The organism is Pseudomonas sp. FP2300 (assembly GCF_030687595.1).
GTDB lineage: Bacteria > Pseudomonadota > Gammaproteobacteria > Pseudomonadales > Pseudomonadaceae > Aquipseudomonas > Aquipseudomonas bijieensis.
Genome location: NZ_CP117440.1, coordinates 5,736,516 through 5,751,373 on the forward strand (window position 1 = coordinate 5,736,516; position 14,858 = coordinate 5,751,373).

A 14,858-nucleotide genomic window follows, 5' to 3' on the forward strand; every position below is an offset into this window, starting at 1 on the left:
GCATGCAGGATGAGTTCAACGACCCGCTCTGGCGCCAGGTCCTGTCCGGCGCGCAGATGCTGTTCGTCGCCTTCGGCGCGCTGGTATTGATGCCGCTGATCACCGGGCTGGACCCTAACGTGGCGCTGTTCACCGCCGGCCTGGGGACGATCCTGTTCCAGATCGTCACCGGACGCCAGGTGCCGGTGTTCCTGGCGTCGAGCTTTGCCTTCATCACACCGATCATCCTCGCCAAGGGCCAGTTCGGCCTGGCCGCGACCATGGGTGGCGTGATGGCGGCGGGTTTCGTCTACACCTTCCTGGGCCTGGCGGTGAAGATCAAGGGCACCGGCTTCATCGACCGGCTACTGCCGCCGGTGGTCATTGGCCCGGTGATCATTTCCATCGGCCTGGCCATGGCGCCGATTGCGGCCAACATGGCGATGGGCAAGGCCGGCGACGGCACCGAACTGATTCATTATCAAACCGCGATGCTGATTTCGATGCCAGCCCTGCTCACCACCCTGATCGTCGCGGTGTTCGGCAAAGGTATTTTCCGCCTGGTGCCGATCATTTCCGGCGTGCTGGTGGGCTTTGCCATGGCGTTTTTCTTCGGTGTGGTGGATACCGCGAAAATCGCCGCCGCGCCGTGGTTCGCCCTGCCAAACTTCACTGCACCTGAATTCAACTGGCAGGCGATCCTGTTCATCGTACCGGTGGCCCTGGCGCCAGCCATCGAGCACATCGGCGGCGTGATTGCCGTGGGCAGCGTGACCGGTCGCGACTACCTGAAAAAACCCGGCCTGCATCGCACCCTGCTCGGTGACGGCCTCGCCACCACCGCCGCCGGCCTGTTCGGCGGCCCGCCCAACACCACCTACGCCGAAGTGACCGGTGCGGTGATGCTGACCAAGAACTACAACCCGAAGATCATGACCTGGGCGGCGATCTTCGCCATCAGCCTGGCGTTCATTGGCAAGTTCGGCGCGCTGCTGCAAAGCATCCCGGTGCCAGTGATGGGCGGGATCCTGTGCCTGTTGTTCGGTTCGATCGCGGCGGTGGGCATGAACACCTTGATCCGCCACAAGATCGACCTAGGCGAAGCCCGCAACCTGGTGATCGTTTCGGTGACCCTGGTGTTCGGCATCGGCGGTGTACTGGTGGGCACCGGCACCGGCCCGGACGACTTCGGCCTCAAAGGCATTGCGCTGTGCGCGGTAGTGGCGATCGCCCTGAACCTGCTGCTGCCGGGCAATGACAGCTGGAAGCAGAAGCAGGCGGATGAGCCGCTGATCTGATTCGAGCTTGAGGTTTTGTTGTCAGTCAGATAGCTATCGCGAGCAGGCTCGCTCCCACATGGGATCTGTTGTGAACACCAGTTTTGTGATCACTCGAGATCCACTGTGGGAGCGAGCCTGCTCGCGATGGGGCCCTTGAATTTCACAAAGCGATGGGCGCCCGCTCACACAACGTACTCAACGCCTTCGCCCACTGCGACTCGTCGTTGAGACACGGCACCAGCACCAGCTCCTCCCCTCCTGCCGCGCGGAATTGCTCGCGCCCGCGATCGCCGATTTCCTCCAGGGTCTCGATGCAATCGGCCACGAACGCCGGGCACATCACCAAGACTTTCTTCACGCCACTTTTGGCCAACTCATCCAGGCGCGCTTCGGTGTAGGGTTCGATCCACTTGGCACGGCCCAGCCGCGACTGGAACGACACCGACCACTGGCCCTCCTTGAGCCCCATGCGCTGGGCGAACTGTTCGGCCGTGCGAATGCACTGGGCGCGGTAACAGGTGGCCATGACTTCCGGCGGTGCGTTCTTGCAGCAGTCGGCATCCTTGAAGCAATGGAACCCCGTTGGGTCGAGCTTGGTCAGGTGTCGCTCGGGCAAGCCGTGGAAACTCAACAGCAGGTGATCGTGATCCTGCATCAGGTAGGGCTTGGCGCTGGCCACCAAGGCGTCGAGGTACTCCGGCTGGTCGTAGAACGGCTGGAGAATCGAGAACTGCACATTAAGCTTCTTTTCCCGCACAACCCGCTTCGCTTCCTCGACCACCGTGGTGACGGTACTGTCAGCGAACTGCGGGTACAACGGCGCCAGGGTGATCTTTTTGTGCCCCTGGCTCGCCAGGCGCACCAGCGCCGATTCAATGGACGGCTCGCCATAACGCATCGCCAGTTCCACCGGGCCCTGGGTCCACTGCACGGTCATGGCCTGTTGCAGCCGACGACTGAGCACCACCAACGGCGACCCCTCCTCCCACCAGATCGAAGCGTAGGCATGAGCCGACTGCTCGGGACGCTTGATCAGAATCAGCGACACCAGCAAGCGCCGTACCGGCCATGGCAAGTCGATGACATACGGATCCATCAGGAATTGATTGAGGTAGCGGCGCACATCGGCCACCGAAGTGGAGGCAGGCGAACCCAGATTCACCAGAAGCAACGCGTGATCGGTCATGCAACGTCCTATTTCAAAGGCGGCTGGACAAGTCTTCCAGGGCCGCGGGCAAATCAGTGAACCGGAATGTGAAACCCGCCGCCTGCAGTCGGGCCGGCGTGGCGCGCTGGCCGCCGAGCAACAGCAGTGACAATTCCCCCAATGCGACTTTCAACGCAAGCTCCGGCATCGGCACCACAGCTGGCCGATGCAACACGCGCCCCAAGGCCTTGGCAAAATCGCGGTTGCGCACCGGGTTAGGAGCGCACGCATTATAAGGACCGCTGGCATCAGAGCGGTGCAGAAGAAAATCAATCAGGGCGATTTGATCGTCAATATGAATCCACGGCATCCACTGCCGACCATTGCCGATACGCCCGCCCAGCGCCAGTTTGAATGGCAGCAACAGCCGCGACAAAAAGCCGCCCTCGGCAGACAGGACCAGGCCGGTACGAACCAGTACCACGCGCATGCCCTGCGCCTCGGCCCGCTGCGCGGTTTCTTCCCAGGCGATACACAACTGACTGGCAAAATCTTCGCTCACCGGTCCCGATTCCTCGGTCAACTCGCGCTCGCCACCATCGCCGTACCAGCCCACTGCCGAACCGGAAATCAACACCTGCGGTTTCTGTTCGCAACGCTCCAGCCACGCCAGCAAAACTTCCGTCAATGTGATGCGACTGCTCCATAGCAACATCTTGCGTTTGTGGCTCCAAGGCCGGTCGGCAATGGGCGCTCCCGCGAGGTTGATCACCGCGTCCACCGGCACATCGATGTCCTCGAGCCTGGCAACGCCGCGCACTTTTGCCCCACAGATTTTCGCCACCTCTTCAGGCCGGCGACTCCATACCGTCAAGCGATGTCCCTGCTCCAACCAGAGGCGGCAGAGCTGACGTCCGATCAAACCAGTACCGCCGGTCAGCAATATGTGCATGAGATGTTCCTCGCATCGCGTTTTACCCGGCCCATTAGTCTATTTTTATAAGCAGGGATTTTTCGTATCGGACAGGGTCTGTGTTTAACAATAGGACAACCTGTCCAAACGCGAACGGTAAAACTTATACCAAAAACCCGAATTGTACAGGTTTAAACGACGGCGTAGTCTGTACAGAAAGGTAAACGAGGCCCTCATGACTGTACCTATCGCAATCATCGGCACCGGCATCGCCGGACTTTCAGCCGCCCAGGCCCTGACGGAGGCCGGGCATATCGTTCAACTCTTCGATAAAAGCCACGGCAGTGGCGGACGCATGTCGAGCAAACGCAGCGATGCCGGCGCCCTGGACATGGGCGCGCAATACTTCACCGCTCGCGATCGGCGCTTTGTCACGGAGGTCCAGCGCTGGCAAGCCAACGGCTGGGCCGCGGAATGGAACCCGCAACTCTACAATTTCCAGGGCGGGCAACTGAGCCCTTCGCCGGACGAACAGACCCGCTGGGTCGGCACTCCGCGCATGAGCGCCATCACCCGTGCCCTGCTCGGCAAGTTGCAAGTGCAGTTTTCCTGCCGGATCACCGAGGTGTACCGCGGCCAGGAACATTGGCATTTGCAGGACGCGGAAGGTTTCACCCACGGCCCCTTCGGCCAGGTGGTGATCGCCACGCCCGCACCCCAGGCCACCGCGTTGCTGGCGGCCGTGCCGAAGCTGGCTGGCGTGGCAGCGGGGGTAAAGATGGACCCGACCTGGGCAGTGGCCCTGGCGTTCGAAAAGCCGCTGGATACCTCCATGGAAGGCTGCTTCGTACAGGACAGCCCCCTCGACTGGCTGGCCCGCAACCGCAGCAAACCCGGACGCGACAGCAAGCTCGATACCTGGATACTGCATGCCACCAGCGACTGGAGCCGGCAGCACATCGACCTGTCCAAGGAAGCGGTGATCGAACACCTGCACGGCGCCTTCGCCGAACTGCTGCACAGCGCCATGCCCGCACCAAGCTTCAGTGTCGCCCATCGCTGGCTCTACGCCCGCCCCGCTGGCAACCACGAATGGGGCGCCCTGGCCGATGCCGACCTGGGCCTGTATGTGTGTGGTGACTGGTGCCTGTCCGGCCGGGTCGAAGGCGCATGGCTAAGCGGCCAGGAAGCTGCCCGCCGCCTGCATGCAAGCCTGCAATAGATCGCGTCACCCCATCGCTTTACGCTGCTGTCGAAAGAGACAGCAGCCTGCCTTCGACACAGTTTGACGCCGCCTCGCTACTCAATCCGATTGACTTGCGCGGGTTCGAGCCTATGATAAAAATATTGTACATATACATAAATTTGTACAAGATTTAGCAATCAGAGGTCGCCCATGCCCAGCGCAGCCATCGCCAAACCCAGAATCGCCATCAGCGCCTGCCTGATGGGTGCTGAAGTTCGCTTTAACGGCGGGCACAAGCAATCGCAGTTGTGCAGCCGCACCCTCGCCGACTATTTCGAGTTCGTGCCGGTATGTCCCGAAGTCGCCATTGGCCTGGGTATCCCCCGCGAACCGATCCGCCTGGTAGGCAACCCCGGACACCCTGAGGCGCTGGGCACGGTGAATCGCGACCTCAACGTGACCCGGCCACTGGCCGACTATGGGCAGCAGATGGCAGGGGAACTGGATGACATTTGCGGCTACATCTTCATGCAGAAATCGCCGTCCTGTGGGCTGGAGCGGGTCAAGGTCTACGACCACAACGGCGTGACCCAGGACGGCGGCGGGCGCGGCATCTATGCCCAGGCCTTTTGTGCCCACCACCCCGACCTGCCGGTGGAGGAAGACGGTCGCCTCAACGACCCGGTGCTGCGGGAGAACTTCCTGACCCGCGTGTTTGCCTATGCCGCCTGGCAATCCTTGCGTCGCCAGGGTCTGACCCGTCGCGGCCTGATCGAATTCCACTCGCGCTACAAATACCTGCTGATGGCCCACAACCCGGTGCAGTACAAGGTCCTGGGCTCCTTGTTGGGCAACATGGGCAGGACCGCCCCTGATGAGCTGGGCCCACGCTACTTCAGTGCATTGATGGCGGCCTTGAAGAAATGCGCGACCCGCCGCACCCACACCAATGTGCTGCAACACCTGAGCGGTTACCTCAAGCGCGCCATCGACGCCGAGGACAAACAGGAAGTACAGCATCTCATCGGGCAATATCGCCTCGGCATCGTGCCCTTGGTAGTGCCACTGACGTTGCTCAAGCATCACTTGCGCCAGCACCCCGATCCTTACCTGGCACAGCAGGTCTACCTGCAACCGCACCCGGAAAACCTCAGCCTGCGAAACGCTATTTGATGAGCAACGAGCCCGACTCCAGCGCCCGCGAAGACCTCGGGGCCGATTTTGCCCAGGCCCTGGCACAAGGCTGGCTGCCCATACGCGAGGTCTCCCGGCAAACCGGTGTCAACGCCGTCACGCTGCGGGCCTGGGAGCGCCGTTACGGCCTGATCGTGCCGCACCGCACGCCCAAGGGCCACCGACTGTTCAATGCCGATCATGTGCAACGGATCCTGAACATCCTCACCTGGATCGATCGTGGCGTTGCCGTGAGCAAGATCAAACCCTTGCTGGACACACCGCAGCCGCCGAGCGAACCCACGCAGGCGCCAGAGAATGACTGGCAGCCCCAACGTCATGCCCTGGTGCTGGCGGTGACGCAACTGGCCGAGCGCCAGATCGATGACCTGGTCAATCAGGCGATGGCGCTATACCCGCCCTGGACCGTGTGCGAGCAATTGCTCTTGCCGTTGCTGGCCGAGCTGCACCTGCACTGGCAGGGCCAGTTCGGCGCGCAGCTGGAACGGGTCTTCCTGTACTCGTGGCTGCGCAGCAAATTCGGCAGCCGCATCTACCACAACAACCGTCAGCTGCGCGGCGCACCATTGTTGCTGGTCAATCATTCAGACTCGCCCCAGGAGCCGCACCTGTGGCTCACTGCCTGGCTGGCCAGCAGCGCTGACTGCCCGGTGGAAGTATTCGACAGCCCTCTACCGCCGGGCGAACTGGCCCTGGCGGTGGAACGCCTCAAGGCCCGGGGCGTACTGCTGTATTCCAGTCATGCCCTCAACCTTTCCCAACTGCCCCGGCTGTTGGGCGGCATCGATTGCCCGATCATCATTGCCGGCCCGGCCGCGTCTATCCACCACGCCAGGTTATCCACAGGCGTCTCGCTGGTTGACGTGTCCTGGGCCGTAGACCCGTTATCGGCTCATCGCGAACTGAGCCGCAGAGCACTCCTTTAGATGGAAAAAACAGCATGCAACTGATCTGGCTGCGCAGCGACTTGCGCCTGCACGACAACACCGCCCTGGCGGCGGCAGCGGCCCAGGGCCCATGCGTGGCGGTGTACCTGACCAGCCCCGAACAATGGCGCGCCCATGACGATGCACCGTGCAAGATCGATTTCTGGCTACGTAACCTCGGCGCGTTGAGCGCGGCCCTGGACGAATTGAACATTGCGCTGCTGATCCGCGACGCAGCGCATTGGCACCAGGCCCCAGAGGTGCTGCTCAAACTGTGTCGCGAGCTGAACATCGGCGCCGTGCATGTCAACGAAGAGTACGGCCTGAATGAAACGCGACGCGACGCCGAGGTCGCCCGCGCCTTGAATGACCAAGGCATTGAATTTCACAGCCATCTCGACCAATTGCTGTTCAAGCCCGGCAGCGTACTGACCAAGACCGGCAACTATTTCCAAGTGTTCAGCCAGTTCCGCAAGGTCTGCTACAGCCGCCTGCATTTCTCCTTGCCGAGCCTGGTCGCCACACCGCTCCGGCAGGCTCCCACCGGCATTGCCCGTGATCCGGTGCCGACGCAAGTCGCTGGATTCCCCCCACCCAGCGAAGCGCTACGCGCCCTCTGGCCCGCTGGCGAAACCGAAGCCCGTCGGCGCCTGGACACCTTTGTCGACCAACACATCGGCGACTACCAGAACGAACGGGACTTTCCCGCCAGGCCGGGCACCAGCCAGCTATCGGCCTATCTGGTGGCAGGGGTGGTGTCGCCGCGTCAGTGCCTGCACGCCGCGCTACAAGCCAACCAGGGTGAATTCGAAAGCGGAAGTGCCGGAACAGTGACCTGGATCAATGAACTGCTCTGGCGCGAGTTCTATAAACATATTTTGGTGGGCTATCCACGCGTGTCGCGCCATCGCGCCTTTCGCCCGGAAACCGAGGCGCTGGCGTGGCGCGAGGCCCCCGCAGAACTGGAGGCATGGAAGCAAGCACGCACCGGCCTGCCGATTATCGATGCGGCCATGCGCCAGTTGCTGGAGACCGGCTGGATGCACAACCGTTTGCGGATGGTCGTGGCGATGTTCCTGACCAAGAATCTGTTGATCGATTGGCGCGAAGGCGAGCGTTTTTTCATGCAGCACTTGATCGACGGCGACCTGGCCGCCAACAATGGCGGCTGGCAGTGGAGCGCCTCCACCGGCACCGATTCGGCGCCCTGGTTCCGCATCTTCAACCCAATGAGCCAGTCGGAAAAATTTGATCGCGAAGGCCTGTTCATCAAACGCTGGTTACCTGGACTGAACGATCTGGACAGCCAACGGGTCCATAGCCCAAATACCCAAGGCGGCTTGTTTGGCGCAGTGGATTATCCGGCACCGATCGTCGATTTGCGCGAATCCAGGGCGCGTGCGCTGGCAGCGTTCAGAAACCTGCCAGCGCGCCAGGATGCAGGTACTGAAGGGATGGGCGATTAGCGAACAAGAAATGCCGGCCTGTGGGGTGCATTATTTACCCGATGACATATAGTCTTACAAGTCGTATGGACTCTACTGAAAATGCGCTTAATCAGTACGCTGTCCAATCGAAAGGAGCATGGAATGGGTCTAAGACTGCCGCGGCGCTATTGGCTCACCGGGGCTGGCAACGGAATCGGCGCTTCGTTGGCTGAAGCGATCCTGGAGACAGGCGCATATCTGGCCGTCAGTTCGCGCTCGGCCCGATCGTGCGACAGCCTTTCGGTACGTTATCCAGGACAAGTGCTGACAGTGCCTGGCAATTTGACTGACAGTCAGAGCGTGCGCGAAATCGGCGAACAAATCGCCCGCCAATGGGGCGCCTTGGACAGCGTGATCCTCAATCTCGGAACGGCTGAGTACGTTGACGGACAGCCGGCCGATCACACCTTGATAGAACACATCGTGCGCAGCAACCTGCTGGCCGCCAGTTTCTGCATTGAAGTGGCCATGCCTTTGCTGCGCGCCGGGGCCGAACCTCATCTGGTGGGCATTGCCAGCCCGGTAACTTATCTGCCGCCCTCGCAAAACGAAACGGGTGGCAATGCAATGCGTTATCTGTTCACATCGGATCGAGCTGGGCTGGCATCCGCAGGTATCGATGTGACGTTGGTGCACCCTGGGTATGACGGTCCATCGCTGGGGCCCGACAGTTGCTTTCCAACGCAGGCCCACCAGTCAGCGGACGAAGCGGCGCGGTATGTGCTCGAACAACTGGTCGAACGCCCGCAGGAAGTCGCGCTCCCCATCGCATGCATGACCGCACTCTGGCCCTTACCTTCTTCGACCGAAACCATGCCGGCCGATACCGACTCATGCCAGGCAAAAAACGGCTATCCGATCAAGGGACAACCCTGAGCCGTCGATTGCCTTACACTGCGCGCCATGAAAACCATCCCCCTGCATGAAATCCCGGCACCGGCTGTCACGTGTTCGACGTGCGCGGCATGCTGCTGCCAGCTGGAAGTGATGCTGATCACCGACACCGGGGTCCCGGAGCGTTTTATCGACACGGACGATTGGGGTGGCGAGGTCATGCTGCGGCTTGATGACGGGTGGTGCGCGGCCCTGGATCGGGACAGCATGATGTGCAGCATCTACGAAAAGCGCCCGCTGATCTGCCGCGAATTCGAGATGGGGGCGCCGGAATGCCTGGAAGAACGCCAGGGGATTGCGACGGCGTATCGATAAAGGAATGATCTGACAGAGCTGATTTACTGTGGGAGCGAGCCTGCTCGCTCCCACAGTTCTCAAGCTGTTTTGTTACAGCGGCATCGTGTAGTGGAGCGCGTAGCTTTCTACACCGTCGTTGGTCGACTTGATGCCGGCGTTGGAGTAATGAGTGGCGCGAATGCCCACTTCATGTCCACCGTTGAAGCGCAGGCCGAACCCGATGCGATCTTCAAACTGGAAAGCCGTACCGAGCTTGTTGTCTTCCACTTCGGTATTGGCGAACAACGCCACACCGACACCCGCCTCAATGTAAGGCTTCACGTTCTGGCCGGAAAACTCATACACAAACACAGGCGAGAACGACAGGCTGTGGTTGCTGGACGTCTCGTCCCCCTCCCAATAGGTATAGGCGCCGCTCCAGTAGCCGGTCAGGCGACCGACATCACTTTGCAGCCAACTCTTGTCCCAGTCGAACTGCATGCCCAGGCGATAAGTCATGGTCGAGTCGCTGGTCTGGCCAACCCCAAACTCCACTCCCGCTGCTTGTGCAGTGTAAGTGTGCCCCAACAATGCAGCCGCAAACGCGGCAAAACAGAATAAGCGCTTCATTAGAAACATCCTTTTCCGAACAGACTTAGTTGATTTTCTTACAAACAGACAGAGCTATAGAAATCTGCGCTAAAACAGAAGTTCAGCCTGTTTTACACAATTTTCACGTTTTTTTTACAGATCAAAGCTTCGCACAACGCCAGACGAATGCCATAGCGTGGGTAGGATTTTTCTTAAATGTATCGGGTCTGCACTCGTCCAGAAATGCGTTTCACTGGCTGGCCCCTCCGCCAACAGCCCGCGCTCAGTCAAGAGGCGCTGGAGTTGCCGGGCCACGGCGGCACCGGTGTCGATCAGGCTGATGTGCTCCGGAATCATCCGAGCGAGCAATGGCTTGAGGAACGGATAGTGCGTGCAACCCAGGATCAACGTGTCACAGCCAGCCGCCAGCAAGGGCTCGACGTAATGTTGCAGCAACTGATACAAGGCCGGGCTGTGCAGATCACCCGCCTCGATCAGTTCCACCAGCCCCGGACAGGGTTGCGTGATGACCCGCACATCGGTGGCGAAACGGTCGAGCAGCGCGGCGAACTTGGCGCTCTGCAAGGTACCGGTGGTGGCCAGCACACCGACGACACCGCTGCGGGTCGCGGCAGCCGCCGGCTTGACCGCCGGCTCCATGCCGACGATGGGCCAATCGGGGAAATCACGGCGCAGATCGGCAACGGCAGCCACCGTTGCGGTGTTGCACGCCACGACCAGCGCCTTGGCGCCCTGGCCCAGGAGAAAGTCGGCAATGATCGAGCAGCGTTGTCGGATGTATTCCGGGGTTTTCTCGCCGTAGGGAATATGCCCACAGTCAGCCACGTACAACAGCGACTCATCGGGCAGCAACCGACGGATTTCCCCCAGCACCGACAACCCGCCGACACCCGAGTCAAGCACACCGACCGGCGCTTCACTCATGCCGACCACCACAGACGCTGCAGCCTGGATCACGCTTGACCCGCAGTTCACGGAAACGCGTGCCCAATGCATCGATCAATAGCAGGCGCCCCACCAACGGCTCACCGAAACCGACCAGCAACTTCAAGGCTTCAAGGGCTTGCAGACTGCCTACCAAGCCCACCAACGGCCCGATCACGCCGGCTTCGCTGCAGGTCAGCTCGGCTTCGCTGCCGTGGCCGTAGAGGCAGTGGTAGCAAGGGCTTTCGGGGCGACGCGGATCGAACACCGACAACTGCCCTTCCAGGCGAATCGCCGCGCCACTGACCAGCGGTTTAGCCGCCGCGACACAGGCCGCGTTCACCGCCTCGCGGGTCGAAAAGTTGTCGGAGCAATCGAGCACCACATCCACCGCCGCGACCGCCGCGGCCAGGCTGTCTTCATCCATGGCCGCCAGGTGAGGCACCAGCCGGACCTCGGGGTTGATCGCCGTCAGGCGACGCATCGCCGAATCGACCTTGCTCAGGCCGACGCTGTCGGTGTCATGAATGATCTGGCGTTGCAGGTTGGTCAGGTCGACGGTGTCGAAATCCGCCAAGTGCATCTCCCCCACCCCGGCGGCGGCCAGGTACAACGCCACCGGGGCGCCAAGACCGCCAAGACCGACGATCAGCACGCGGCTTTGCTTGAGACGCAATTGGCCGTCGATGTCGACGTGCTGCAACAGAATCTGCCGGCTGTAACGCAACAGCTCCTGATCGTTCAGCACGGCAGGCACCCCAGGCTGATGCGCTCGTGACCGCCCAGGTCCTTGCGGCTATGGACTTCAACAAAGCCTTGGGCTCGCAGCAAATCACGCACCGCTTCGGCCTGATCGTAACCGTGTTCAAGCATCAACCAGCCGCCCGGTTCAAGATGCCCGGGGGCCTGGGCAATGATCTGGCGCAGGTCATCCAGACCGTCCGGTCCCGCGACCAGGGCACTGGCCGGCTCGAAACGCACGTCGCCCTCGACCAGATGCGGATCGCTGGCCGCGATGTAAGGCGGATTACTGATGATCAATGTAAAACGCTCGCCCTCCAACGCGCTGAACCAGTGGCTGCTCAACACCGTGACGTTGCCCAGGTCCAGGCGCTGGCGATTACGTTCGGCCAGGGCCACGGCTTCCAGCACCCGGTCGACCGCCGTGACTTTCCAGGCCGCTCGCTCACTGGCCAATGCCAAGGCAATGGCGCCGCTACCGGTGCCCAGGTCCAGGACCCAGGCCGGGGTCGCCGGCAGCAACGCCAGCGCGGTTTCCACCAGCAACTCGGTGTCGGGACGCGGGATCAGGGTGTGGGGCGCGACTTCCAGGTCGAGCTTCCAGAAGCCCTGCTGCCCGAGGATGTACGCCACCGGCTCGCCGGAACGACGCCGGCGCAGGTATTCGGAGAACAGCAACGCCGCCTCGCTGGGCACGATCCGCTCGGGCCAGGTGTGCAGGAAACTGCGGGACTTGCCCAGCGCAGCGGCCAGCAACAACTCGGCGTCCAGCCGCGGCGTGGGCGAATCCGGCAGTTCGGCGGCGCGTAACAGACTGGCGATGATGGTCATTTATTCACCTGTGCTTACTCGCCAATCGCAGCCAACTGGTCGGCCTGGTATTCGGCCAGCAACGGCTCGATCACCGCATCGACACCACCGGCAAGAATCTCGTCGAGGGAATACAGGGTCAGGTTGACACGATGGTCGGTGACTCGGCCCTGGGCGAAGTTGTAAGTACGGATCCGCTCGGAACGATCCCCCGAGCCCACCAGCAGCTTGCGCTCGCTGGCGATGGCATTGGCGGCGGCGCTGGTCTGCTGGTCGTTGAGCTTGGCCGACAACCAGGCCATCGCCCGCGCGCGGTTCTTGTGCTGGGAACGTTCTTCCTGGCACTCGACCACGATGCCCGACGGCAAGTGCGTGATGCGGATCGCCGAGTCGGTCTTGTTGACGTGCTGGCCGCCCGCGCCGGAGGAACGATAAGTATCGACCCGCAGGTCCGCCGGGTTGATCTCGATGGCTTCCTGCTCGTCCGGCTCGGGCAATACCGCCACGGTGCAAGCCGAGGTATGGATGCGTCCCTGGGACTCGGTGGCCGGCACGCGTTGCACGCGATGGGCGCCGGATTCGAATTTCAGTTTGCCGTAGACATTGTCGCCTTCGACCCGGGCGATGACTTCTTTATAGCCGCCGTGCTCGCCTTCGTTCTCCGAGAGAATCTCCACCCGCCAGCCGCGCCGCTCGGCGTAGCGTGAATACATGCGGAACAGGTCACCGGAGAAAATCGCCGCCTCGTCACCGCCGGTACCGGCACGAATTTCAAGAAATACGTTTCGCCCGTCATTCGGGTCCTTGGGCAGCAGCATGCGTTGCAGGTTGCTTTCCAGTTCGAGCAACTGCTCCTTGGCTTCGCGAACTTCCTCCACCGCCATCTCGCGCATATCCGGATCGCTGTCCTTGAGCAGCGCCTGGGCACCTTCGAGGTCGCCCTGCACCTTGAGCAGCTGTTTATAAGTGGCGACGATCGGCTCGACTTCCGCGTATTCCTTGGAATAGGTGCGGAACTTGTTCTGGTCGGAAATGACCTCGCCATCGCCCAGCAAGGCGGTCAGTTCTTCGAAACGGTCCTGGAGGATGTCCAGCTTGTTGAGCAGTGACGCTTTCATTGCGGTTTTTTATCCGAAAAGCTATCCGGTGAGCCCTCACCGAGGGCAAAGAGTTCCTGGGCCATGGCCAGCGCATCGAGGCGACCTTCGGCGGTCAGCTTCTTGAGCTGGACGCTGGGGGCGTGGAGCAATTTGTTGGTCAGGCCGCGGGCCAGTTGCACCAGCACCTCTTCGGCACTGCCGCCGTTGGCCAGCAGGCGCTGGGCTTTTTGCAGTTCCTCGTCGCGCAGGCGTTCGCTCTGCTGACGATACGCCTTGAGCACATCCACCGCGGCCAGCTCGCGCAGGCGCACCATGAAGTCGTCGGCACCGACGCTGATCATCTCTTCCGCCGCCTGGGCCGCGCCCTGCCGGCTCTTGAGGTTCTCGGCGACCACCTCGTGCAGATCGTCGACGCTGTAGAGGTAAACGTCGTCCAGCTCGCCGACTTCCGGCTCAATGTCCCGGGGAACGGCAATGTCCACCATGAAAATCGGTTTGTGCTTGCGCAGCTTCAGGGCACTTTCCACAGCGCCCTTGCCGAGGATCGGCAACTGGCTGGCGGTGGAACTGATGACGATGTCGCTGTGTACCAGTTCGGCCGGGATGTCCGAGAGCAGCACCGCATGGGCGCCGAACTGCTCGGCCAGGCTACTGGCCCGCTCCAGGGTGCGGTTGGCGACGACAATGCGCTTCACACCCAGGTCGTGGAGATGGCGGGCGACCAGGGTAATGGTCTCGCCAGCGCCGATCAGCAGCGCCTGGCTGCGTTGCAAATCACTGAAAATCTGTTTTGCCAGGCTGACAGCGGCAAACGCCACGGACACCGGGTTCTCGCCGATGGCCGTGTCGGTACGCACCTGCTTGGCGGCGTTGAACGTAGCCTGGAACAGGCGCCCCAGCAGCGGGCCGACGGTGCCGGCCTCACGGGCCACGGCATAGGCCGACTTCATCTGGCCGAGGATCTGTGGTTCGCCCAACACCAGCGAGTCGAGCCCCGAGGCGACACGCATCATGTGACGAACGGCCGCATCGTCTTCGTGCACATAGGCACTGGCGCGCAACTCTTCAAGGCTCAGGTTGTGATATTCGGCCAGCCAGCGCAGGACTGAATCGGCTGAAACGTGATCCTGTTCTATATAAAGCTCGCTGCGATTGCAGGTGGAGAGGATCGCAGCTTCGCGACTGTCGGTGAGTCGGCAGAGCTGCTGCAAGGCCTCAACCAGCTGCTCAGGCGTAAAGGCCACGCGCTCGCGGACGTCTACTGAAGCAGTCTTGTGGTTAATACCGAGTGCAAGGAAGGCCATTCAAGGTCGCTGATGGTGACGTGAAGCCGGCAATTGTCCTACTTCGTCAGATTCAGAACAACCACTCGATCTCTATCGCCCTGCC

15 protein-coding genes are annotated in these 14,858 nt (G+C 61.6%); 7 read left to right on the forward strand and 8 right to left on the reverse strand.

The genetic code is table 11. From position 1 onward, the window contains the following. Positions 1-2: 2 nt before the first annotated feature. Positions 3-1,277 (forward strand): uracil-xanthine permease family protein, encoded by a 1,275-nt coding sequence (locus PSH86_RS25485; RefSeq protein ID WP_305485722.1) that lies wholly within the window; start codon positions 3-5, stop codon positions 1,275-1,277. Between the two features lie 142 nt (positions 1,278-1,419). Here the strand turns inward: PSH86_RS25485 and hemH are convergent, their stop codons facing one another. Both hemH and PSH86_RS25495 read right to left on the reverse strand, forming a co-directional pair. Continuing rightward, a complete protein-coding gene (hemH, locus tag PSH86_RS25490; RefSeq protein WP_116833440.1) occupies positions 1,420-2,445 on the reverse strand; it encodes a ferrochelatase in 1,026 nt (341 codons plus the stop codon). A 13-nt stretch (positions 2,446-2,458) separates the two neighbouring features. Next, on the reverse strand, positions 2,459-3,358 hold the full coding sequence (locus PSH86_RS25495) for a TIGR01777 family oxidoreductase (protein WP_232201169.1): 900 nt from the start codon (positions 3,356-3,358) through the stop codon (positions 2,459-2,461). Positions 3,359-3,554: 196 nt separating this feature from the next. Here PSH86_RS25495 and PSH86_RS25500 point away from each other — a divergent pair, with 196 nt between their 5' ends. The 6 genes from PSH86_RS25500 to PSH86_RS25525 all read left to right on the forward strand — a co-directional run bounded on the left by PSH86_RS25500 (position 3,555) and on the right by PSH86_RS25525 (position 9,321). Then, on the forward strand, positions 3,555-4,541 hold the full coding sequence (locus tag PSH86_RS25500) for an NAD(P)/FAD-dependent oxidoreductase (protein ID WP_109754903.1): 987 nt from the start codon (positions 3,555-3,557) through the stop codon (positions 4,539-4,541). 174 nt (positions 4,542-4,715) lie between these two features. Further along, the gene (locus PSH86_RS25505) at positions 4,716-5,678 is read left to right on the forward strand and encodes a DUF523 and DUF1722 domain-containing protein (RefSeq protein ID WP_305485729.1); all 963 of its coding nucleotides are present in this window, start codon (positions 4,716-4,718) and stop codon (positions 5,676-5,678) included. Beyond that, complete coding sequence (locus tag PSH86_RS25510; protein ID WP_305485731.1) at positions 5,678-6,625, forward strand: MerR family transcriptional regulator; 948 nt, start codon at positions 5,678-5,680, stop codon at positions 6,623-6,625. The genes PSH86_RS25505 and PSH86_RS25510 overlap by 1 nt, the downstream gene beginning before the upstream one ends. Before the next feature lie 14 nt (positions 6,626-6,639). Then, entirely contained in the window at positions 6,640-8,091 is a 1,452-nt protein-coding gene (gene phrB / locus PSH86_RS25515; RefSeq protein WP_305485733.1) for a deoxyribodipyrimidine photo-lyase, read from the forward strand. A gap of 123 nt (positions 8,092-8,214) precedes the next feature. Then, entirely contained in the window at positions 8,215-8,988 is a 774-nt protein-coding gene (locus PSH86_RS25520) for an SDR family oxidoreductase (RefSeq protein ID WP_163858949.1), read from the forward strand. Positions 8,989-9,015: 27 nt separating this feature from the next. Continuing rightward, the gene (locus PSH86_RS25525) at positions 9,016-9,321 is read left to right on the forward strand and encodes a YkgJ family cysteine cluster protein (protein ID WP_163856702.1); all 306 of its coding nucleotides are present in this window, start codon (positions 9,016-9,018) and stop codon (positions 9,319-9,321) included. A 72-nt stretch (positions 9,322-9,393) separates the two neighbouring features. Here the strand turns inward: PSH86_RS25525 and PSH86_RS25530 are convergent, their stop codons facing one another. The 6 genes from PSH86_RS25530 to hemA form a co-directional block, all read right to left on the reverse strand. Beyond that, on the reverse strand, positions 9,394-9,912 hold the full coding sequence (locus PSH86_RS25530; RefSeq protein ID WP_025215451.1) for an acyloxyacyl hydrolase: 519 nt from the start codon (positions 9,910-9,912) through the stop codon (positions 9,394-9,396). 114 nt (positions 9,913-10,026) lie between these two features. Beyond that, the gene (gene murI, locus PSH86_RS25535) at positions 10,027-10,818 is read right to left on the reverse strand and encodes a glutamate racemase (RefSeq protein WP_163856691.1); all 792 of its coding nucleotides are present in this window, start codon (positions 10,816-10,818) and stop codon (positions 10,027-10,029) included. Next, the gene (locus tag PSH86_RS25540; RefSeq protein ID WP_176689141.1) at positions 10,811-11,566 is read right to left on the reverse strand and encodes a molybdopterin-synthase adenylyltransferase MoeB; all 756 of its coding nucleotides are present in this window, start codon (positions 11,564-11,566) and stop codon (positions 10,811-10,813) included. The genes murI and PSH86_RS25540 overlap by 8 nt, the downstream gene beginning before the upstream one ends. Next, entirely contained in the window at positions 11,560-12,390 is an 831-nt protein-coding gene (gene prmC / locus PSH86_RS25545) for a peptide chain release factor N(5)-glutamine methyltransferase (RefSeq protein ID WP_305485746.1), read from the reverse strand. Before prmC ends, PSH86_RS25540 begins: the two co-directional genes overlap by 7 nt. 14 nt (positions 12,391-12,404) lie before the next feature. Continuing rightward, positions 12,405-13,487 carry a peptide chain release factor 1 gene (prfA, locus tag PSH86_RS25550; RefSeq protein ID WP_063324387.1) on the reverse strand — a complete coding sequence of 361 codons (1,083 nt, stop codon included), beginning with the start codon at positions 13,485-13,487 and terminating at the stop codon, positions 12,405-12,407. Next, the gene (hemA, locus tag PSH86_RS25555; RefSeq protein WP_116833445.1) at positions 13,484-14,773 is read right to left on the reverse strand and encodes a glutamyl-tRNA reductase; all 1,290 of its coding nucleotides are present in this window, start codon (positions 14,771-14,773) and stop codon (positions 13,484-13,486) included. Before hemA ends, prfA begins: the two co-directional genes overlap by 4 nt. Between the last annotated feature and the right edge of the window lie 85 nt (positions 14,774-14,858).

Bases quoted from the DNA above. Each gene is read 5' to 3' on its own strand.
- PSH86_RS25525 (WP_163856702.1), top strand. From the start codon at position 9,016: ATGAAAACCATCCCCCTGCATGAAATCCCGGCACCGGCTGTCACGTGT.
- prfA (WP_063324387.1), bottom strand. From the start codon at position 13,487: ATGAAAGCGTCACTGCTCAACAAGCTGGACATCCTCCAGGACCGTTTC.
- PSH86_RS25485 (WP_305485722.1), top strand. From the start codon at position 3: ATGCAGGATGAGTTCAACGACCCGCTCTGGCGCCAGGTCCTGTCCGGC.
- PSH86_RS25495 (WP_232201169.1), bottom strand. From the start codon at position 3,358: ATGCACATATTGCTGACCGGCGGTACTGGTTTGATCGGACGTCAGCTC.
- PSH86_RS25510 (WP_305485731.1), top strand. From the start codon at position 5,678: ATGAGCAACGAGCCCGACTCCAGCGCCCGCGAAGACCTCGGGGCCGAT.
- PSH86_RS25505 (WP_305485729.1), top strand. From the start codon at position 4,716: ATGCCCAGCGCAGCCATCGCCAAACCCAGAATCGCCATCAGCGCCTGC.
- hemH (WP_116833440.1), bottom strand. From the start codon at position 2,445: ATGACCGATCACGCGTTGCTTCTGGTGAATCTGGGTTCGCCTGCCTCC.
- murI (WP_163856691.1), bottom strand. From the start codon at position 10,818: ATGAGTGAAGCGCCGGTCGGTGTGCTTGACTCGGGTGTCGGCGGGTTG.
- PSH86_RS25530 (WP_025215451.1), bottom strand. From the start codon at position 9,912: ATGAAGCGCTTATTCTGTTTTGCCGCGTTTGCGGCTGCATTGTTGGGG.
- prmC (WP_305485746.1), bottom strand. From the start codon at position 12,390: ATGACCATCATCGCCAGTCTGTTACGCGCCGCCGAACTGCCGGATTCG.
- PSH86_RS25500 (WP_109754903.1), top strand. From the start codon at position 3,555: ATGACTGTACCTATCGCAATCATCGGCACCGGCATCGCCGGACTTTCA.
- PSH86_RS25520 (WP_163858949.1), top strand. From the start codon at position 8,215: ATGGGTCTAAGACTGCCGCGGCGCTATTGGCTCACCGGGGCTGGCAAC.
- phrB (WP_305485733.1), top strand. From the start codon at position 6,640: ATGCAACTGATCTGGCTGCGCAGCGACTTGCGCCTGCACGACAACACC.
- hemA (WP_116833445.1), bottom strand. From the start codon at position 14,773: ATGGCCTTCCTTGCACTCGGTATTAACCACAAGACTGCTTCAGTAGAC.